21 protein-coding genes are annotated in these 19,792 nt (G+C 71.2%); 10 read left to right on the top strand and 11 right to left on the bottom strand.

Going from position 1 to position 19,792, the window contains the following annotated elements; translation table 11 throughout:
* Positions 1 to 50: 50 nt before the first annotated feature.
* Positions 51 to 500: a hypothetical protein gene (locus AC5L35_RS07455; protein WP_495058817.1), complete on the bottom strand. Its 450-nt coding sequence runs from the start codon at positions 498 to 500 to the stop codon at positions 51 to 53.
* Positions 501 to 801: 301 nt separating this feature from the next.
* Between AC5L35_RS07455 and AC5L35_RS07450 the strand changes: the two genes are divergently transcribed.
* Together AC5L35_RS07450 and AC5L35_RS07445 are read left to right on the top strand one after the other, a co-directional pair.
* Positions 802 to 1,233 (top strand): DUF3618 domain-containing protein, encoded by a 432-nt coding sequence (locus AC5L35_RS07450; RefSeq protein WP_495058816.1) that lies wholly within the window; start codon positions 802 to 804, stop codon positions 1,231 to 1,233.
* A gap of 64 nt (positions 1,234 to 1,297) precedes the next feature.
* Positions 1,298 to 2,221 (top strand): Dyp-type peroxidase, encoded by a 924-nt coding sequence (locus AC5L35_RS07445; RefSeq protein WP_495058815.1) that lies wholly within the window; start codon positions 1,298 to 1,300, stop codon positions 2,219 to 2,221.
* Positions 2,222 to 2,242: 21 nt separating this feature from the next.
* On the opposite strand, the gene AC5L35_RS07440 is transcribed toward AC5L35_RS07445, so the two are convergent.
* Positions 2,243 to 2,983 (bottom strand): Clp protease N-terminal domain-containing protein, encoded by a 741-nt coding sequence (locus AC5L35_RS07440; RefSeq protein ID WP_495058814.1) that lies wholly within the window; start codon positions 2,981 to 2,983, stop codon positions 2,243 to 2,245.
* A gap of 65 nt (positions 2,984 to 3,048) precedes the next feature.
* Between AC5L35_RS07440 and AC5L35_RS07435 the strand changes: the two genes are divergently transcribed.
* Positions 3,049 to 4,224: a YihY/virulence factor BrkB family protein gene (locus tag AC5L35_RS07435; protein ID WP_495058813.1), complete on the top strand. Its 1,176-nt coding sequence runs from the start codon at positions 3,049 to 3,051 to the stop codon at positions 4,222 to 4,224.
* A 61-nt stretch (positions 4,225 to 4,285) separates the two neighbouring features.
* Here the strand turns inward: AC5L35_RS07435 and AC5L35_RS07430 are convergent, their stop codons facing one another.
* Positions 4,286 to 5,047, bottom strand: coding sequence for a hypothetical protein (locus tag AC5L35_RS07430; RefSeq protein ID WP_495058812.1), 762 nt, complete (start codon positions 5,045 to 5,047; stop codon positions 4,286 to 4,288).
* 227 nt (positions 5,048 to 5,274) lie between these two features.
* Between AC5L35_RS07430 and AC5L35_RS07425 the strand changes: the two genes are divergently transcribed.
* From AC5L35_RS07425 to AC5L35_RS07410, 4 genes are all read left to right on the top strand, one after another.
* Entirely contained in the window at positions 5,275 to 6,267 is a 993-nt protein-coding gene (locus AC5L35_RS07425; protein WP_495058811.1) for a Gfo/Idh/MocA family protein, read from the top strand.
* Between the two features lie 95 nt (positions 6,268 to 6,362).
* Positions 6,363 to 6,767, top strand: coding sequence for a VOC family protein (locus AC5L35_RS07420; RefSeq protein ID WP_495059249.1), 405 nt, complete (start codon positions 6,363 to 6,365; stop codon positions 6,765 to 6,767).
* Positions 6,764 to 7,567 (top strand): MBL fold metallo-hydrolase, encoded by an 804-nt coding sequence (locus AC5L35_RS07415; RefSeq protein ID WP_495058810.1) that lies wholly within the window; start codon positions 6,764 to 6,766, stop codon positions 7,565 to 7,567. The genes AC5L35_RS07420 and AC5L35_RS07415 overlap by 4 nt, the downstream gene beginning before the upstream one ends.
* A gap of 29 nt (positions 7,568 to 7,596) precedes the next feature.
* A complete protein-coding gene (locus tag AC5L35_RS07410) occupies positions 7,597 to 8,094 on the top strand; it encodes a bifunctional nuclease family protein (protein ID WP_495058809.1) in 498 nt (165 codons plus the stop codon).
* Here AC5L35_RS07410 and AC5L35_RS07405 read toward each other — a convergent pair.
* The 8 genes from AC5L35_RS07405 to AC5L35_RS07370 form a co-directional block, all read right to left on the bottom strand.
* Positions 8,059 to 9,327 (bottom strand): MFS transporter, encoded by a 1,269-nt coding sequence (locus tag AC5L35_RS07405; protein WP_495058808.1) that lies wholly within the window; start codon positions 9,325 to 9,327, stop codon positions 8,059 to 8,061. The two genes, AC5L35_RS07410 and AC5L35_RS07405, sit on opposite strands and share 36 nt — an antisense overlap.
* A complete protein-coding gene (locus tag AC5L35_RS07400) occupies positions 9,324 to 9,785 on the bottom strand; it encodes a MarR family winged helix-turn-helix transcriptional regulator (protein WP_495058807.1) in 462 nt (153 codons plus the stop codon). The genes AC5L35_RS07405 and AC5L35_RS07400 overlap by 4 nt, the downstream gene beginning before the upstream one ends.
* Positions 9,786 to 9,914: 129 nt before the next feature.
* Positions 9,915 to 10,499 carry a hypothetical protein gene (locus tag AC5L35_RS07395; protein WP_495058806.1) on the bottom strand — a complete coding sequence of 195 codons (585 nt, stop codon included), beginning with the start codon at positions 10,497 to 10,499 and terminating at the stop codon, positions 9,915 to 9,917.
* Positions 10,496 to 11,332 (bottom strand): carbohydrate ABC transporter permease, encoded by an 837-nt coding sequence (locus AC5L35_RS07390; protein ID WP_495058805.1) that lies wholly within the window; start codon positions 11,330 to 11,332, stop codon positions 10,496 to 10,498. Before AC5L35_RS07390 ends, AC5L35_RS07395 begins: the two co-directional genes overlap by 4 nt.
* Positions 11,332 to 12,288, bottom strand: coding sequence for a carbohydrate ABC transporter permease (locus AC5L35_RS07385; protein ID WP_495059248.1), 957 nt, complete (start codon positions 12,286 to 12,288; stop codon positions 11,332 to 11,334). Before AC5L35_RS07385 ends, AC5L35_RS07390 begins: the two co-directional genes overlap by 1 nt.
* 26 nt (positions 12,289 to 12,314) lie before the next feature.
* A complete protein-coding gene (locus tag AC5L35_RS07380) occupies positions 12,315 to 13,592 on the bottom strand; it encodes an ABC transporter substrate-binding protein (protein ID WP_495058804.1) in 1,278 nt (425 codons plus the stop codon).
* 26 nt (positions 13,593 to 13,618) lie between these two features.
* Positions 13,619 to 14,596 (bottom strand): DUF6807 domain-containing protein, encoded by a 978-nt coding sequence (locus AC5L35_RS07375; RefSeq protein ID WP_495058803.1) that lies wholly within the window; start codon positions 14,594 to 14,596, stop codon positions 13,619 to 13,621.
* A 619-nt stretch (positions 14,597 to 15,215) separates the two neighbouring features.
* Entirely contained in the window at positions 15,216 to 16,220 is a 1,005-nt protein-coding gene (locus AC5L35_RS07370; protein WP_495058802.1) for a LacI family DNA-binding transcriptional regulator, read from the bottom strand.
* 447 nt (positions 16,221 to 16,667) lie between these two features.
* Here AC5L35_RS07370 and AC5L35_RS07365 point away from each other — a divergent pair, with 447 nt between their 5' ends.
* From AC5L35_RS07365 to AC5L35_RS07355, 3 genes are read left to right on the top strand one after another with little or no spacing between them, the layout of a single operon-like run.
* Positions 16,668 to 17,981 (top strand): extracellular solute-binding protein, encoded by a 1,314-nt coding sequence (locus AC5L35_RS07365; protein ID WP_495058801.1) that lies wholly within the window; start codon positions 16,668 to 16,670, stop codon positions 17,979 to 17,981.
* Positions 17,978 to 18,877, top strand: coding sequence for a carbohydrate ABC transporter permease (locus tag AC5L35_RS07360; RefSeq protein ID WP_495058800.1), 900 nt, complete (start codon positions 17,978 to 17,980; stop codon positions 18,875 to 18,877). Before AC5L35_RS07365 ends, AC5L35_RS07360 begins: the two co-directional genes overlap by 4 nt.
* Positions 18,874 to 19,791, top strand: coding sequence for a carbohydrate ABC transporter permease (locus AC5L35_RS07355; protein ID WP_495058799.1), 918 nt, complete (start codon positions 18,874 to 18,876; stop codon positions 19,789 to 19,791). The genes AC5L35_RS07360 and AC5L35_RS07355 overlap by 4 nt, the downstream gene beginning before the upstream one ends.
* The last annotated feature ends 1 nt before the right edge of the window (position 19,792 follow it).

Here is a 19,792-nt window from a genome sequence, read left to right as displayed (position 1 = left end):
AGCATGAGGACGAGCCGCGGCCCACCGCGGCTCGTCCTGACGGGATCAGGTCAGTCCTGCGCCTTCCCCGCCGTCGAACTCGGCGTGTCCGCCTGCGCGGGTGGCAGGGCGGCACGAGGCTGGGGATCCGCCGAACCCCGGCTGGCCAGCGCGCTGCCGATGCCGATGGCCGCCGCCACCGGCCACTCGAGCACGCCGACGACCGCGGTGGCCGCCAGGCCGCCGAAGAACAACATCGACTTCTTCGACGGCAGCATCGACCGCGCTCCACGCGCGGCGGCGTCGAGGTCACCGCGGCTCGGCGCGTGCAGGTCCGGCAGGCGGAACTGTGCGGTCACGAACGGCAGGTTCAGCGTCGCCGACCGGTGGCCCTCGAACCGGCCTTCGGCCGGCCGGTCCGGGCGCACGTCCCCGGTCAGCGCAGAGGTGTCACCGCCCGTGTCCGGGGACGACTCCACGTCGCCGTGCTGCTTCTCCGTAGCCCTCGCCCTGGCCGTCACTGCCCACCTCGCTCTGCGTCGATCACGGATTTGAACAACCGAGCGTTTCCGGGGTGGCCGGCAGGAAAACATGAGGCGGCGAAATTGGGCCGAACGGCGCGGAGAAAGCTCGTCAGAACGGCATCTGCCGCATTTCCGTGCCTGGCCGTGGTCATCATGAGGGTGAGATGTCCCCATTCATCCGGGCCGCCCGGCGGTGGCTCTCATGGGTGTCATTGGCGATGCTCACGGTTGGCCGGACGGAGAAACGGTCATTCCCGGGGGTGGCGACGCCACGTCGGATCATGAGGAGGGCACCACGATGAGCACGGGTGCGACGGGCAGGGAGCCTGACGGCGTCGGCGAGGAGACGGTGCCCGTGGCACCGGACCGACCGGTGGTCGACGGGAAAGCGAAGTCGTCGGAGGAGCTCCGTGAGGAGGTCGTCGAGCTGGACGACGATCGGCTGCGGCACATCGACGAGCTCCGTGCGGAGCTCGGGGAAACCGTCGAGGAGCTCATGGCGCGCCTCGACGTCCCGGCGCGGGTGCAGGCCAAGAAGGTCGAGACCGTTGCGGCGGCCCAACTGCAGTTCGACCGGATGTACCGGCTCGCCGTCGAGAAGGCCGAAGCCGTCCGGGAGATCGTGCGGGACCGGCCGGGTGCGGTGGCCGGAGCGGTCGTCGCCCTGCTGCTCCTCGTCGTGCTGCGCAGGCGGCGGAAGGCCAGGGTCACGGCTCCGGGCCGCGGCTGATCGGCGGATCGGTGCGCGAACACACAGCGGGGGCGGCAGCGCGCCCAGCGTGGACACTGCCAGCATGGTCGTCGTGAACGCGCAGCCGGGAATCTTCGCCCTCGGTACACCGGAACACGGATATCAGGAGTTCGACCTCCTGCCGGGAGCGCAGCCGGTCGATCTCGTGACGGCCGCCGCCTCTCTGGTGGGACCGTTGTCGACCACGGGCGGAGTCAACCTCGTGGTCGGCTTCCGGCCCGAGCTCTGGGCGGAGGTGGCCGATCCCGCCGAGGTGCCGTCGGGGGCCCGCGGCTGGGAGGACGGCGTCGCCGGTCCCGACGGCTTCACCATGCCCGCCACCCAGCACGACGCGTGGCTGTGGACGGCGGGTGGGGACCGCACGGCGGTGTTCGACAACGGTCGCGCGATCGTCGACGGGCTCTCGGCGGTCGCCCGGCTGCGACGGGAGACGGCCGGCTGGCTGTACCGCCACGACCGCGACCTCACCGGGTTCATCGACGGCACCGAGAACCCGTCGCTGCTGGAGGCCCCGGAGGTCGCGCTGGTGCCCGACGGCAAGCCGGGGGCGGGCAGCAGCGTCGTCCTCGTCCAGCTGTGGGAGCACAGCACCACCAAGTGGGAGAAGCTGCCGCAGGAGGAACAGGAACGGGTCATCGGCCGGACCAAGCCCGACAGCATCGAGCTCGACGAGAAGACGATGCCCGCCGACAGCCACGTCTCGCGGTCGACGCTGGAGGTCGACGGGCAGGAACTGGATATCTTCCGGCGCAACGTCGCCTACGGCACCGCCACCCGGCACGGCACGGTGTTCGTCGGATTCGGCTGCGAACAGTTTCGGCTCGAGGAGATGCTGCGGCAGATGGCGGGCGTCGGCGACGGGATCCGCGACGCGCTGACCCGCTACACCCAGCCCGTCTCCGGGGGTTACTACACGATCCCCTCCATCGACGCGCTCCGGCGGTTCGCGCCGCCCGAGGACGACTGACGAGTCCGGCGCAGCCCCGGTCTACTGCTGCTCGTCGGCGGCCGCGCGGGCGGCCACGGCGGCGGTGATGGTGGCTTCGGCGCCTGCCTTGGTGACACCGAGGCCGCCCAGCGCGCCCGAGCCGTTCTCGAGCTCCAGGAGCGCGAGCAGGATGTGCTCGGTGCCGACGTGGTCGTGGCCCAGCCGCAGGGCCTCCCGGAACGTGAGCTCCAGCGCCTTGCGCGCCTGCGGGTCGAACGGGACGAGGTCGGGCACCGGATCGGCTGCGGCGGGCAGGGCCGCCACCACCGCCTGGCGCACCGTCTCCAGCTCCACGCCCTGCGCGACGATCGCCTGCGCGCCGAGCCCGTCCGGCTGGCCCAGCAGTCCCAGCACGAGGTGCTCGGGCCGGATCGTGTCGTTCCGGGCGGAGTGGGCCTCGTTCTGGGCAACGACCACCACGTTTCTCGCACGGTCGGTGTACCGGCTGAACCCCTGATCGGGATCGAGGTCGGTCGGCTCGCCCGGTCCCTTCGGCACGAAGCGCTTCTGCGCGGCCTGCTTGGAGACCCCCATGCTGCGGCCGATCTCCGTCCAGGAGGCGCCGGAGCGTCGTGCCTGGTCGACGAAGTGGCCGATCAGATGGTCAGCGAGGTCGCCGAGGGCCTCGGCGGTCATGACCGCGGTGGACAGCTGGTCGAGGGCGCCGGTATGGACCTTCTTGATGCCGTCGATCAGGTCGTCGAGTCGGACCGGGTTGGCGATGCGGACGCGGTTCGTCATGCGTCAACCCTAAGTTGACGATCCGGCTTCCGTCAACCCGCAGTTGACGGCCGCCGGATCTCGGAATGATCAAGACGTCGGCGGTCGTCGCCACCGGCAGCGACAACCGGGAGGTCACAGCGCATCCTTACGCGATGACGGGGGCGCGGGAGGACGACGGGTCGGGGCCGGACCAGGAGCGCCCGGCTGTGCCGGACACCCGGGAGCGGGGCCACGCGGTGCGCCGGGTGCTGCGGCGCACGATCGGCAGCGCGTGGGACGACGACATCTTCAGTGAGTCCGCGTCCGCCGCGTTCTGGCAGACGCTGTCGCTGCCACCCTTGCTGCTGGGTCTCTTCGGGGTGCTCGGCTACGTCGGCGGCTGGTTCGGCCCGGACACGGTCGCGGCCGTCCAGCAGTGGATCATCGACCTCACCAGCGGCGTGTTCAGCCGCAACGCGGTGGAGGAGATCATCGTCCCGACCGTGGCGGACGTACTGACCAGCGCCCGTGGCGAGGTGATCTCCATCGGGTTCGTCCTCAGCTTCTGGTCGGGATCGTCGGCGATGGCCGCGTTCGTCGACGCGGTGACCAGGGCGTACGGCCAGTACCAGCTGCGCAACCTGGTCTGGCAGCGGATCCTCGCGATCCTGCTGTACCTGGTGGGCCTCTCCGTCGGGATCGTGTTCCTGCCGATCATCGCGCTGAGCCCCGACCGCCTGCTGCCGCTGCTCCCGGATGCGTGGGAACCAGTGGCAGGGGTGGTGCTCGGTTCGCTGTACTACCCGTTCATCGGGCTGGTGCTCGTGCTGGCGCTCACCACGTTCTACAAGATCGCGCTGCCGCTCAAGCCACCGTGGTACCGGGGCCTGCCCGGTGCGCTGCTGGCTGCCGTGGTGTTCCTCGTCGGCGCGACGGGGCTGCGGCTCTACCTCGACTGGATCACCGGCACCGGCTACACCTACGGCGCGCTCGCTGCCCCCATCGCCTTCCTGCTCGGCACCTTCTTCATCGCGCTCGCGATCATCCTCGGCGCACACCTCAACGCCGCCCTGCAGGACGTGTGGCCCGCCCCGCTGCGCCGGCGGGGGCGGCGTGCCGAGCGACAGGCCCCGGTGCAGGACCTCGCCCGCGCGGTCCGGGTCGCACCCGAGGTGGCCGCCGCTGTGCTCGAACGCCTCGACTACGTGGTCACGCGCCCGGCAGCCGTCCCCACCGGTCCTCGGGGCGGCGGAGCGAGCGACGTCCACGACGACGCGTGAACGGCACCGGCGGGTGCCCTCCTGATCCGGAGGAGGGCACCCGCCGGTGGACGCGCGGAGGTCAGCGACGCGTGGCGTCCCGGGAGCCCGTGTGCTGGGCCCCGGTCATCGCCGACCAGGTCTGCTGCTGGAGCTTCACCATGGTCTCGACCATCGAGGCGAAGACGTGGACGGGCGCCAACGCCAGTTCGACCCCCGACGCGACGACCTTCCCCGGCGTGGCCGGGACGACCCACCGGGTTCCGACCGCTGGCGGCTGACTGGGCACAGGCGTCCACCCCTGCTGTCCCTGCGGGCCGGGAAGTCCCTGCGGCCCCGGCAGCCCGGGAGGGCCGGGAGGGCCTGCCGGCCCCTGCGCACCGCGTGCCCCCTGCTCGCCCTTCTCACCGCGCTCGCCCTTCTCGCCGGGTGCCCCCTGCTCGCCCTTCTCACCGGGCAGGCCCTGCTCGCCGCGTGGGCCCTGCTCCCCGGGCCGGCCCTTGTCGCCGGGCAGGCCCTTGTCGCCGCGCTCGCCGGACAGGCCGTGCTCACCGCGCTCGCCGCTGGGGCCCTGCTCGCCACGCTCACCCTTGTCGCCGTGCGCGCCCTTGTCGCCGGGCGAACCCTGCTCGCCGTGCTCGCCCTTGTTGCCGGGCGTGCCCTGGCCGCCGCGGAGGCCCTGCCCGCCGCGGGTGCCCGTCTCGCCCGTCCGGCCCTGCTCGCCGCTGGGACCCGCTGCCCCGCGGACGCCCTGCTCGCCGCGCTCGGCCTGCGCGGTGCGGGGACGATCCGTGCCGGTGCTCCGGCGGGCCGTCGGTGTCGATTCTGTTGTCTCGTCTGCCATCTGTGTTCCTGTCCATCAGCGCTTGGGATGTGGGGCTGTCCGTGGTGTGGCGCCGGGTACCGGCGCCCACTCCTGGGAGGTATCCCAGGCATCGATCGGCAACCCAAGCGCCCGAGTCGGAACCGTCACAATCTGAGTCTCGAACGTCCGTTCGAGTTGTCCACCGAGTTGTCCACAGCTGTGGATGCCGTCCGGCATCGGAGCCGCGGCGCCGCCAGGATGGGGGCATGAGCATCATCCGCTGGGGAGTGGTGGGGCCGGGCCGGATCGCGGAGAAGGTGGTGGCCGACTTCCCGCACGTACCGGGAGCGGAGGTCGTCGCGGTCGCGTCCCGATCGGCTCAACGTGCGCAGGCCTTCGCCGCCGCCCACGGGATCGCCCGCGTCCACGACTCCTATCGCGCGATCATCGAGGACGACGCCGTCGACGTGCTGTACATCGCCACCCCGCACCCGCACCACCGTGCCGTTGCGCTGGCGGCGATCAAGGCGGGCAAGGGCGTGCTGGTGGAGAAGGCGTTCACGGTCACGCCCGCGGCCACCCGGGAGATCGCGGAAGCGGCCACCGACGCGGGGGTGTTCGCGATGGAGGCCATGTGGACCCGCTTCCAGCCCGCCGTGGTGCGGCTGCGGGAGCTGATCGCCGACGGTGCGATCGGCGAGGTCCGCGGAGTGCAGGGCGAGCTCGGGGTGAACGCCCCGACCGACCCGCTCGACCGCTACTACAACATCGCCATCGGCGGCGGCGCGCTGTTCGACCTCACCGTGTACCCGATCTCGTTCGCCCAGATGGTGCTGGGCACCCCCGACACGGTCGCCGCCCACGGCACGCTCGCCGCGAACGGCGTCGACATCGAGGAGGCCGTGCTGCTGGGCTGGGCCGACGGCCGCACCGCGTCCCTCTTCACCTCGCTCCGCTGCGCCACCCCGGGGCAGATGCGCATCTTCGGCACCGGCGGCTGGATCGACCTCCTGCCGCGCTTCCACCACCCCGAAAGGTTCGTGCTCCACCGCACCGGGCACGACGCGGACGAGGTCACGGTGCCGCACGTCGGGGGCGGTTATGCCCACGAGCTGCGTGAGGTCACCGACGGTGTCCTGGCGGGGCGCACACAGAGCGAGGTCATGCCGCTCGCCGACACCATCGCGGTGCAGGACGTGATGGGTTCGGTCGCCGACCAGCTCGGCATGGTGCCGCAGGAGGGGCCTGCCGAGCTCTGAGCAGTTCCGCGCGCCGGCTGTGGTCCTCGCAGACCCCGTGGGCCCTGTGCAGACCGCACCCGGCGCGCGGGAGGGGTCATCATCGCCAGGTGCAGATGCGAATCGATCTGGTCACCGTCGTCGTCGAGGAGTACGACCCCGCCATCGCGTTCTTCGTCGACGTCCTCGGCTTCGAGCTCGTGGAGGACTCCCCGTCGCTCACGAACGACGGCAGGCCGAAGCGATGGGTCGTCGTCCGGCCGCCCGGCACCGGGACCGGGCTGCTTCTCGCCCGCGCCGACGGGGAACGTCAGTCCGGCGTCGTCGGGAACCAGGTGGCCGGCCGAGTCGGGTTCTTCCTCCGGGTGACGGACTTCGATGCCGCATACCTCCGGATGGCGTCCGCGGGCGTCGAGTTCGTGACCCCGCCCCGTTCGGAGGACTACGGGCGCGTCGCCGTGTTCCTCGACGTCGCCGGCAACCGGTGGGACCTGCTCGGGGCGCCGGAGGTGGAAGCATGAACGACACCTACGAGGTCGTCGAGCTGGTGCAGGGCTTCCCGGGTCGCAGCACCCGCCACGGCGTGCTCGGCTGGAGCAGCGTGACGCTCCTGCGCGGGACCGACCGGCTGGTGCTCGTCGACTCGGGGAGCTTCGGGATGCGGGCGGTGCTCGCGCAGCGGCTCGCCGAACACGACGTCGAGCCGGGTGCCGTCACCGACGTGCTGCTGAGCCACACCCACCACGACCACGCCGCCAACTACCTGCTGTTCCCCGGAGCCGCGGTGCACGTCGGCGCGGCGGAGCTCGCCTGGGCGCAGGCTGTCGGTCCCGCGTTCGGCCCGGTGCCCGAGCTCTACGTGAAAGACCTGGCGACCAACCCGCGAACCCGCCCGATCGAGACCGGGCCGGACGCGCGTTGCCGTGTCCTGCCGGGCATCACGGCCGTGGCCGCCCCTGGCCACACGCCGGGCAGCCTCGTATTCCTGGTGGAGGGGACCGCCGGTCCCGTCCTGTTCACCGGCGACGCCGCGAAGAACCGTGCCGAGCTGCTGTCCGGTGATGTCGACATGACCACCGACCGCGACGCCAGCAGGCGCACTCTCGCGCTCATCACGGCTCTGTGGCGCGAGCGGCCCGGCACCGTCGTCGTTCCGGGCCACGACGTCCCGCTGGTCTGGCCGGAGGGGAGCGACCACCCGGAGTACCTCGGTGTCCGGGAGGCGGGGATCCAGGCGTGGTTCGGCGACGATCTCGCCACCACCCGCGACGTCGACCTCGCGCGGGAGCGTCGCGTCGGCGACACCGGTGGCGCAGACTGACCCCGGCGCCCGAAGGAGTGAGGCCGAGGATGCGGGAGATGCGTGTGCTGCGGTTGGTGGTCCACGTGCGGACGCGGGAGCCCGTGCTGCTGCTCGGCGAGGTCGACGGCGACCGCTGCCTTCCCGTGTTCCTGCACCGCGGTCCGGCGGAGGTGATCGCGGCCGGCCGGAGGGACGAGTCCCGCCCGCCGCTGCCGCAGGACGTGCTCCTGCCGGTCGTCACGGGTCTCGGACACCACCTCGACGGCGCCGAGATCACCGAGCTGCGCGAGGGCAGGTACTCGGCTGCGCTGGTGTTCGACGGCGGCCACCGCGTTCCGGTCCGGCCCAGTGACGCCCTGGCCTTCGCGGTGCGGGAGGGCCTGCGGATCGGTGTGGCCGAGGCGATCCTCGACGAGGTCGGTCAGCCGGTCAGCGACCTGTTCCCGGACGGTGCGGACGCCCCGCCGGACGAGCAGCTGCGCGACTTCCGGGAGTTCCTCGACGACGTGTCACCCGACGACTTCGGTCGCCCTGGCGGCGGCTGACTCCCGGCGGACGACGATCGCCCCCAGCCCGGCGGCGACGAGACACGCGACAGCGCCGAGCACCAGACCGGCGCGACCCCCGAAGTGCTGGCTGACCACACCGGCGATGGGGCCGCCGATCGGTGTCGACCCGAGGAACGCGACGGCCCACAGCGCCATCACGCGTCCCCGCATGTGGGGTGCCGCGGTCAGCTGCAGAGTGCTGTTGCCCGTGGACTGGAAGGCGACGCTCGCCGCTCCGACCAGGGCCATTCCGCCCAGCGCCAGCATCAGCGTGGGTGAGAACGCGGTGGCCAGCAGCGCCAGACCGAACGCGGTGGCCCCGACGACCATCGACTTCATCCCCGTCCGTCCCCGCGCGGCCACGTAGAGACCACCGACCACCGCACCGGCGCCCATCGCGGCGGTCAGGAAGCCGTAGGTGCGCGCGTCACCGCGGAAGGTCTCGCTGGCGACGATCGGCAGCACCACCTGGAACTCGTACGCGAGGCATCCGACCAGCCCCATCATCAGCAGCGGCACCGCGAGCTTCGGCGTCCGGCGGACGTAGCTGAAGCCTTCACGCAGCTGCCCGGGAGCGCGGGGCGCGGGGTCCGACGGGGCGAGCTTCGACGTGTCGAGCCGGGTGAGCGACACTACGACGGCGACGAAGCTCACCGCGTTCAGCAGGAAGCACACCCCGATGCCGCCGGTGGCGATGACGATGCCGGCCACGGCCGGGCCCACGGCACGGGCGCAGTTGACCAGCACCGAGTTGAGGCTCACGGCGTTGCGGAGGTCGGTCGGGCCGACCATCTCCAGGACGAACGACTGGCGCGCCGGGTTCTCGAAACAGTTGTTGAGGCCGAGCAGGAAGGCGAGCGCGTACACGTGCCACAGCTGGACGGCGCCGGTGATCGTCAGCAGCCCGAGCAGCAGCGCGAGTGCGCCCATCATCGACTGGAGACCGATCATCAGCTTGCGCTTGTCCATCCGGTCGGCGATCACGCCTCCGTACGGACCGAGGACGAGCGTCGGCAGGGTCTGCAGCGCGACGACGAGGCCGAGCGCCGTCGCTGAGCCGGTGAGCTGCAGGACCAGCCAGGACTGGGCGATCGTCTGCATCCAGGTGCCGACGAGCGAGACCGACTGGCCGCTGATGTAACGGCGGTAGTTCGGGTTGGACAGAGACGCGAACGTCTGCCGGCGCAGCGCATCGAGAGGGGCGAGGGCTCGCTCGCCGACGAGAGTCACTGAATCTCCTTGCGGGGTATGGCGGGGGTCAGCTGGTCGGCGAGCGATTCGAGGGCGGGCAGCGCGGCGAGCAGTTCGGCCGCGTGGGCCTCGTGCATCGTGGCGAGACGGGCGCTGAGCAGCTGGGTGCGTTCGGCGCGCAGGCGCAGGTGCTCCGCGCGTCCGACGTCGGTGCACTCCACGCGAGCGGCGCGCCGGTCGTCGGGGTCGGGGTCGCGGCGGAGCAGACCGCCGTCCTCGAGCTTGGCCACGATGCGCGAGAGCATCGTGGGGTTGACGCCCTCGACGTCGGCCAGTTCGGACAGGCGTACCGACCCGAGACGCACGACCGTGGCCAGCACGGATGCCTGGGTGCGGGTCAGCGTGTCACCGCGCGACTGCCGGTCGAGCAGGCGCGAGATGCGGGCGAGTGCGATGCGGAGACGGGCGACTGCCTCGTCGTCGAAGGTGTCCGTCATGTCGCCCCCTCAGATAGTTGCCTGACAACAAGCAACTATACGCCGGGCGTAACCATCACCGCTGGTGAGGGGGTGTGAGCCCCGATACGGGGCGAGCGTAGCCGGGCGGACCGGCAGGTGCGCTGCTGCTCAGCCGGCCGCCCGTACCTCCGCCCGGGCCTGCACCGCCACGGCCGCCAGCAGCAGGCAGCCGAGAGCGAGGGGCAGCAGGGGCGGGAGCTGCCAGGTCAGCACGGTGACAGCGACCAACGCACCGACGAGGAGTGCGCAGCCGGAGAGGTCGGCGGCGGCGCGAGCGCCCGCGAGCCGGAGCAGGGCCGACCACGCCGGCCCGTCCTCGCGCCAGAGCGCCGCGGCGCGGAGCAGGACGACGAGCCCCGCGACGGCCGTGGCGGCGACCACCCCCGCCACCGCGACGGCACCGGGAAGCTCCGCCCGCACGACCACGAGGGCGTCGAACCCGAGGAGCGCGCAGCCCCCGACGACACCGGCCGCCGCAGGCCCGCTGGTGCGCAGCGCCCGCCGCAGGTCGCCGACGAACACGCGGGCCCCGCTCGTCCGGTGCTCGACGAGCCTGCGGACACCCGAACACCCGGCCGCGAGTGCCGCGGGGAGGGTGACGACGGGCAGCGCCGCGAGCCCCACGAGCACGCCGAGCAGCAGGCACTCGGCGAAGAGCTCCAGCCGGCCGACCCGGGTGGAGTCGCTGCTCATCCCTTCATCCCCGAGGTCGCCACACCCTCGACGAGGTAGCGCTGGAAAGCGAGGAAGAACAGCAGCACCGGGATCAGGGCGAGCAACGACATTGCGATCATCGCGCCGTAGTCCGACGTGGTGGTCTGGTCGATGAACGCCTGCAGCGCGATCGGCAGCGGATAGTTCTCCGGGCTGTTGAGATAGAGCAGCGGGCCGAGGAAGTCGTTCCACGTCCAGATGAACGTGAAGATCGAGACGGTGATCAGTGCCGGCCGGGACAGCGGCAGGATGATGTTCCAGAACAGCCGGAGGTGCCCGCACCCGTCGATCGTGGCGGCCTCGTCCAGCTCCCGCGGGAGCGTGCGCATGAACTGCACGATGAGGAACACGAAGAACGCCTCGGTGGCCAGGAACTTGCCGATCAGCAGCGGCACGAACGTGTCGATCAGGCCGGCCCGCTGGAAGATGATGTACTGCGGAATGATCATGACGTGGAACGGCAGCAGCAGCGTGCCGATCATCATCGTGAACATCAGGCCCCGCCCGCGGAAGCGCAGCCGGGCGAAGGCGTAGCCGGCCATCGCCGATGACGCCACCGTGCCGATCACCGAGAGCACGGCCAGCACCACGGAGTTGCGGAAGAAGCTCCAGATGCTCACCCCGGCGATGCCCTCCGCGGCCCGGGCGTAGTTCGTCCCGGTCGGCGTGGCCGGGAACAGCTCGAGGTTGCCCACGATCTCCCGGGACGGCGTGAACGACGCCCCGATCGTCCAGACCACCGGATAGAGCAGCACCACGAGGATCGCGAGCGCGGCGACGTGCCAGACCACCGAGCGGACGCGCGTGGTCATCAGCTGCTCCCGTCGTTGTAGAAGACCCACGAACGCGAGGTGCGGAACAGGACCGCGGTGACCAGCCCGACGGCCAGCAACAGCATCCAGGCCATCGCCGACGCGTAGCCCATCCGGAAGTCCTGGAAGCCGCGTTCGTACAGGTAGAGCGTGTAGAAGAGGGTCGACCCGGCGGGTCCGCCGACCCCGTTGCCACTGCTGACGACGAACGCGCTGGTGAAGGCCTGGAACGCGCCGATCGTCTCCATCAGCACGTTGAAGAAGATCACCGGCGACAGCGTCGGCAGGGTGATCGACCAGAACTTCCGCCACGGGCCGGCGCCGTCGCACTCGGCGGCCTCGTACAGCTCGCGCGGGATCTGCTTGAGCCCGGCCAGGAAGATCACCATCGGGGCGCCGAACTGCCACACCGCCAGCAGCACCAGGATCATCAGCGCCCGCGACGGGTCGCCGACCCAGCCACCCGACGGAAAACCGACCGCGGTGAGCACCCGGTCCACCGCGGCGTCGTCGCTGAACAAGGCCCGCCAGGTGATCGCGATGCTGACGCTCGCGCCGATCAGGGACGGCGCGTAGAACGCCGACCGGTAGAACCCCTGGCTCCGGCGCGGCCGGGCCAGCAGCATCGCGACGGCCAGCGCGACGGCCAGCTTCAACGGTGCCGAGATCACCACGTACGTCAGCGTGACCAGCACCGACTGGCGCCACCGCTGGTCTGCGAACATGTCGATGTAGTTCTCGAGCCCGACCCACTCCGGGGCCGAGAACAGGTTGTAGTCGGTGAACGACAGGTAGAGCGACGCGAGCATCGGCCCCAGCGTCAGCAGGAGCATGCCGAGGATCCACGGGCTCAGGAAGAAGTACCCGGCCGGCCCGTCCGTGCGCAACGACCGCTTCGTGCGCCCGCCCGGGCCGGCCTGCTGGGGACCGGCGCTCGGCCGCAGGCCCCGGGACAGGGCAGGCCCTGCGCTGGTCCCCGCTGTCACCTGAGTGCCGCCTCGGTCTCGGAAAACCACTGCGCCACCGCGTCCTGCACCGAGATGCGGTTGTAGGCCAACTCCTCGTTGATGCGCAGGAAGGCGGAGTCGGCGGTGCCCACGCCCGCGGGCGGGATGGTCGGCGCCACCGTCAGGTACTGCGCGATCGTCTTCTCGTACTCGGCCACGGCAGCGTCGGTCTCCGACAGCTTCGGAGTGGCGGCCTCGCGCTGCGCGTTGCTGGCCGGCAGGCCGCGGTTACCGCCGAAGATCTCCCCGACCCGCGGGTCGTTGACCATGAAGTCGATCAGCTGCGCCGCCTGGCGCGGGTGGTCGGTGCCGCTGAACGCGGAGAGCAGGATGCCCGGACGCAGCCGGATCCCCAGGTCGTCGGGGTTGGAGCTGGGCAGTGCACCGAGAGCGAGCTTCCGCTCGGACTCGCCCGCATAGCGGGTGACCATGCTGTCGAGGTTCACGGTGGAGGCCGCCAGGTCGGCGCCCATCACGGTGACGGGCAGGGCCTGCGCCACCTTGTCCTGGGGCGGGAACGCTCCGGCCGCGCGCAGGTCGACGCCCTGCTGCCAGAACCGCTCCAGATCCGCCGGAGTGGCCTCGATGCGGCCGTCCTCGGTGAACAGGACCTTGCCCTGCTGGCGCAGCCAGATCTCGAAGACGCCCATGATCGACGTGTAGTCCCACGCCCCCGCCATCCCGGAGGTCTGGCCGACCTTCGTGATCGCCGCGCCGTACTCCTCCCAGGTCCAGCGCTCGGGGACGGCGACGCCCGCGGCCTGGAACGCGGCCGGGTCGTAGATCAGGCCCCAGGTGTTGCCGGACAGAGCCACCGCGAACCGCTCGCCGCCGACCACGCCGGCCTGCTGCAGGCCGGGCAGCAGGTCGTTCACGGGTACCGGGTTCTCCGACTTGTCGAGGTCCAGCAGCAAACCCCGGTCGCCGTACTCCCGCAGGTAGCTGAAGTCCATCTGCAGGACGTCCGGGGTGCCGCCACCCGCCGACTCCGTGTTGAGCTTCTGCCAGTACTCGGCGAAGTCGGAGAAGTTCGGGATGATCTTGATGTCGGGGTGGTCGGCCTCGAAGATCGCGATCGCCTGCTGCATGAGCGCGGCGCGGTCGGCATTGCCCCACCACGAGTAGCGGAGCTCCACCGGACCGCCGTCACCACCGCCGCCGCCACCACTCCCGCCGCAGGCGGTGAGCAGCAGGACGGCGGCGCAGGCCAGCGCGGCGAGGAAACGGGATCGGTGCCGCTCTCCGTTGAGCATGCGTTCCTCCAGGTCGATAGGGGGAGTCAGTGGGACTGCTGCGTCAGGGACTTCGCGCCCAGCGCGGCGAGGTGCGCGGCGCCGTCGGGGTCGTGCTCGCCGTCCGCCACGACCACCGCGTAGCGCAGGTGCAGCTCCGCGCCGTCGTCGAGCACGTACTCGGTCTCACCGAACGGAGCCGGACACAGGCACGCGTAGAGACCGGAGCGGACGAACCACGGCGTCGGGTGCCGCAGGTTGTCCTCGGCGTCGACGAACACCAGCGTGGAGGCGTCGCCGCCCTCGTCGTGCCGTCCGGTGAAGCCCAGCCAGGGGCCGTGGACGCCGTTGAGGTCGTCGTCTCCGGAACGGCCGGGCGCCAGCACCGTGCCGCCGGTCCAGGAGCGCGGGCCGCGCCAGAACAGACCGGCGTAACCCGCACCCTCACGTCCCTCGGTCGCCGGGCTGCCGATGGGCAACGCGCCGCCGGAGACGTTGGTCAGCCGGGTGGACCACGTGAGTACCCAGGCGTTCGCGCCCGCCGGGACGGTGACGTCGATGCGGCGGTGCTCGACGATCGCCGTCTCTCCGGCGGCCGTGACCCAGTCGAGGACGTGTCCGATCGTGGCGCCGTCAGCGTCGGCGCTCAGCACGTCGAAGCTGCGGTGCTGCATCGAGCCGTCGTTGTCCGACTGCCGGTAGCCGGGGCCCCGCGTGTAGGTCGGGCCGCCCCAGAAGTTGTGCTCCCCGACGTTCGGCAGCGCGAAGCCCAGGCCCTTGTGCCACACGTGGTCGTGCGGCCGGTAGAGGCTGACCAGCTGCCCGGACAGCGTCCGCAACGGATGGACGTAGGGCCGTGGCGACTCGAGCTGTGGGTCCCACGGGTGCGTGACGTAGCGGAGCAGCTGTGCGCCGCGGTGGGTGACGGACACGGAGCGGCCGTGCTCGTGCTGCAGCCCGAGCCCGAGGGGGGCGGGCTCGGGCAGCAGGCCGCCGACGGGACCGCTGGCGCCGGCGTACGGCATCAGCGCGCCGAGGCGTCGGCGGGGAACGGGGGGCAGGCGCTCACGGATCTCCGATCGGCGGTGACGGGGGTCGGAAAGCGCTTGCAACGGTCGCATACGACACGCAACCGCACAATCGGCAATTATCCGAAACTTCCGACGGCCCGGGCGCCCAGGCCACCACCCCGACCCCCCGCGCGCGACGGCGAACGTCGCACCACGACATGGATGCATGTCGCGAAAACCGGCGCCCGAAACCAGCCACACGTGTCCACGCCGCCCCCACCCCGCGAGTCGCCCGGAAACCGCGCGCGAGTCGCCCGGAAACCGCGCGCGAGTCGCCCGTTCCGTCAGGCAGGCCGAGGTCGACCAGCCTGACCCTCCCTGCTGCGACATGGACACACGTCGCTGTTCAGGAGCGGCCACGAGCAGCGACATGTGTCCATGTCGCGCCGGCCCGGCGGGTGTGTGCTGGACGGTGCGCGCGGGCAGGGGCCCACTCGCGCGCGCGAACCGGCGACTCGCGCACGTCAACCGGGCGACTCGCGGGGCCGGGGTGGGCGACTCGCGGGGCGGGAGTTGGCGACTCGCGGGGCCGGAGTGGGCGACTCGCGGGGTGGGAGTGGGCGACTCGCGGGGGTTAGTGGGGGGCGGGGCCGGTGCTCTCCCGGAGGACCAGGTGGGTGGCGAGCTCCACGCGGGGTGGGGGTGTGCCGGTCGCGCCCGCGGTGTCCTCCGCCGCCAGCACCAGCCGCACGGCCTCGCTCGCCATCCGGGCCAGCGGCTGGCGCACGGTCGTGAGCTGCGGCGTCATGTGCTCGCAGAAGGCGATGTCGTCGAACCCGACGACGGAGAGGTCCTCGGGGATGCGCAGGCCGCGTGCCGATGCCTCCTGGTAGACGCCGACGGCCTGCATGTCGGAGCCGGCGAAGATCGCGGTCGGGGGGTCGGGCAGGTCGAGCATCTGCTGCGCGCAGAGCCGGCCGCCGCGCGGGCGGAAGTCGCCGAAGTGCACGAGGTCCTCGTCGACGGGGATCCCGGCGCGGCCGAGCGCGGCGCGGTAGCCCTCGACGCGTTCCTGGCTGCACACCAGCTGGGGGCGTCCGGAGATGACGCCGATCCGGCGGTGGCCGAGGGAGACCAGGTGCTCGACGGCGCTGAGGCCGCCCGCCCAGTTGGTGGCGCCGACCGTGGCGAAGGAGGGGTCGCTCCCGCCGACGGGGTCGAGCAGCACGATGGGCGTGTGCAGGGCGGCCAGTTGTTCGACCGCCTCGGGTGCCGCCTCGCTGACCACGAGGACCAGGCCGTCGGAGCGGCGGGACGCCAGCCGGTCGAGCCATTGGCGGTCGCCGGCCGGACCGTCCTCTGCCGAGGTGAGGACGACCTGCGCGCCCGCCTTCCTGGCCTCCGCCTCGGCGCCGCGCAGCACCTCCACGATCCAGGGGGAGTCGAGGGTAGGCAGCACCATGTCCACGAGGCCGACGCGCCGCAGTGACCCGGGCTTGCGCCGCTGGTAGCCGCGGTCGGCCATCACCTGCTGGACCCGTAGTCGGGTGGCCTCGGCGACGTCGGAGCGGCCGTTGAGGACCTTGGAGACCGTCGGAACCGACACTCCGGCCTGTTCGGCGATCTCCGCGATCGTCACGCGACTGCTGATCCTGTCCAGGAGTCCTCCCGTGTTCGGGCCTGAGGCGGCGCGAATGGTAGCCGAAACTTTCCGCCCGGTCACAGCGCGATATCGGTGAACCGGCGGGGTCTTGACGGGGGGCGGGCGGGAAATCTACGGTCGGCCCCCTTAGTTCGCAAGTCTCGGAAAGTTTCGGCACCGGCTCGAAGGGGAGTCTCGTGACCAGTCGATCTCGGCGTGCTCTCCCGACCGCCGGAGCCCCGGCTCCGACCGGGGATGCCGTGGTCGTTCCCGTCGTCGCGGCGCCGGGTCCGGACGAGGCGAACCCCCTCCCTGGCGCGCCCCCGACGCACGTTCCGCACGTCCTCATGCAGCGGACGATCGCCGATGCCAGGGTTCCGGCCGCCGCCTGACGATGGCGCCTGCCGTGACCTCCCACTGATCCGACTCCCCGAGGGAGAGCACATGCCCACCTGGTCCACCGTGCGGACGACGCTGGTAGCAGCGGCCGCCGTACTGACTGTCACGGCCACCGCCGCCTGTGGCACCGCCGGCCCCGCAGGGGCGGGCGGTTCGGGCGGGCTGACGTTGTGGACGCTCGAGAACGAGGGCATCAACGGTGTGCAGCAGGCCGCCGTCGACTCGTTCAACACGGGCGAGGGGCCGGACATCGCGCTCCGGACCTACGTCAACGACCCCTACAAGGCGGCGCTGCAGACCGCGATCGGGTCGCCGAACGCTCCCGACATCTTCTACAACTGGGGCGGCGGCAACCTGAAGGGCTACGTCGACGCGGGGCAGGTCGCCGACCTGACCGCGGCGCTCGACGCGAAGCCCGACGTCAAGGACGCCTTCCTGCCCAGCGTGATGCAGGTCGGCACGATCGACGGCAAGATCTACGGCGTCCCGATGCAGGGTGTGCAGCCGGTGTCGTTCTTCTACAACAAGGACGCCTTCGCCACGGCCGGCATCGCCGCGTTCCCCACCACGTGGCAGGGCTTCCTCGAGACCGTCGACAAGCTCAAGGCGGCAGGGATCCAGCCGATCTCGCTGGCCGGCTCGCAGCCGTGGACCGAGCTGATGTACCTGGAGTACCTGCTCGACCGCAACGGTGGCCCGGACAAGTTCCAGGCGATCGCCGACGGCAAGCCCGGCGCGTGGAGCGACCCCGCCGTGATCACGTCGCTGACGCAGATCAAGGACCTCGTCGACCGGGGCGCGTTCGGCAGCAACTTCTCGGCCGTGAACTACGACAACCAGGGCTCGCAGGCGCTGCTCACCAGCGGTCGTGCGGCGATGGAGCTCATGGGGTCGTGGGAGGTCACGAGCCTCAACGACAACTTCCCCGACTTCCTGAAGGCCGACAAGCTCGGCTGGGCCGACTTCCCGGCCGTCGAGGGCGGCACGGGCGACCCGAAGAACCTCGTCGGTAACCCGAGCAACTTCTACTCGGTGGCCGCGGGCTCGAAGGACGTCGCGGCGGCGACCCGGTTCATCGTCGACAACATGACCAGCCCGGCCTACGTCAAGGGCATGATCGACGTCGGCCAGGTGCCGGCGATCAAGGGTCTGGACCAGCAGGTCGCCACCGGGCAGTTCGCGGCCTTCAACCAGTACTCGTACTCCGCGGTGCAGAACGCGCCGACCTTCACGCAATCCTGGGACCAGGCGCTCGCGGCCGACGTCTCGCAGGCGATGCTGACCAACCTCTCGCAGGTGTTCCTGGGCAGCATGACCCCTGAGCAGTTCGGCCAGGCCATGGACGCGGCCTCGAAGTGAGTCGTTCGACCTCGCACGTCGATGTGGCGCGGCCCGGCTTCGGCTGGGTCGCGCCCGCGCTGGTGTTCTTCGGGCTGTTCGCCCTGATCCCGATGCTGGCCCTGATCTACCTCAGCTTCACGTCCTACGACGGGCTGAACCCGCCGGTGTTCGTGGGTCTGCAGAACTGGCAGACGCTGGCCGGGGACCAGCTGTTCCTCGACTCGCTGCGGCTGTCCGGGATGCTCACCCTGCTCTCGTGGCTGCTGCAGACAGCTGTCGCGCTGCCGCTGGGGGTCTACCTGGCAGGCAAGCAGCGCACGCGGGCCGTGCTCGCGGCGATCTTCTTCGTGCCGCAGCTGATGTCGGGCGCGGCGATCGCGGTGCTGTGGGGCACGCTGTTCGACCCGAACTTCGGGCTGGCGAGCGTGCTGGGCCCGCTGGTCGGGGTGCCGGACGGCAACTTCATCGGCAGCCCGTCGCTGGCGTTCTACGTGGTCCTGTTCGTGATCTCGTGGCAGTTCATGCCGTTCCACACCCTGCTCTACCAGGGCGCGACCCGCGCGATCCCGGAGTCGCTCTACGAGGCGGCCACGTTGGACGGTGCGGGCCGGTGGCGGCAGTTCCGGTCGATCACGGTGCCCCAGCTGCGGGCCACGATCATCACCTCCGGTGTGCTGATCGTCGTCGGGTCACTGACGTACTTCGAGATCGTGCTGATCCTGACCAACGGCGGCCCCGGTACGGCCACGCGGATCCTGCCGCTGCACATGTACGTCGAGGGCTTCCGCAGCTTCCAGATGGGCTACTCCGCCGCGCTCGCCGTGGTGCTGCTCGTGATCGGCACGGCCCTTTCGCTCGTGATCACCCGCGTCACCGGATATCGGCAGATGGCCAGTCAGCGGGAGGGCCTGTGACAGCGACGACACCCTCGACCGAGCGGCCTGCCGCTCCGCCGAGCACTTCCAGCGGGCCTGCGGAGCCGGCGCGCAAGCGGTCCCGGAGGTCGGTCGCCTACCGGCGGCCCAACGTGGTCGGCGGCCTGGGCGCCGGCGTCTGGTTCGTGATCGTCGCGGTGCCGCTGTACTTCCTGGCGGTCACGAGCTTCCGCGCGTCCGGGGCGTACCTCACCGACGGTCCGTTGGCGCTCCCGTCGAGCCTCACCGCCGACAACTACATCACCGTCCTGACGTCGCAGTTCCCGCGCTACTTCCTCAACAACCTGCTGGTGACGGTGGCGTGCGTCGCGATCGTGATCGCACTGGCGCTCCCGGCGGCGTACGCGATCGTGCGCAGCCGCAGCAGGCTCGTCTCCACCGGGTTCTCGGTCGTCCTGCTCGGGCTGGCGGTGCCGGCCCAGGCGGTGATCGTGCCGCTGTACCTGATGATCACCCAGCTGCGGCTCTACGACTCGCTGCTCGCGATCATCCTGCCGACGGCGGCGTTCGCGCTGCCGCTGTCGATCGTGGTGCTGACCTCGAGCCTGCGCGACGTCCCGAAGGAGCTGTACGAGGCGATCACCATCGACGGGGCGGGCACGGTACGCACGCTCTTCTCGCTGGTGCTCCCGCTGTCCCGCTCCGGGCTGGCGACGATCGGCATCTTCACCGCGCTACAGGCCTGGAACGGGTTCCTGTTCCCGCTGGTGCTGACCCAGAACCCCGACGTCAGGGTGCTCACGCTCGGCCTGTGGGACTTCCAGGGCCAGTACGGCACGAACGTCCCGCTGGTGACGGCCGCGGTGACGCTCTCCCTGCTCCCTCTGCTGGTGGTCTACCTGCTGGCCCGCCGCTTCCTGCTCGCGGGCCTCACGGCGGGCGCCGGCAAGTGAA

The sequence above is a fragment of the Pseudonocardia sp. OZ21 genome (assembly GCF_059359135.1).
This window is presented reverse-complemented; position numbering and strand designations above follow the sequence as displayed.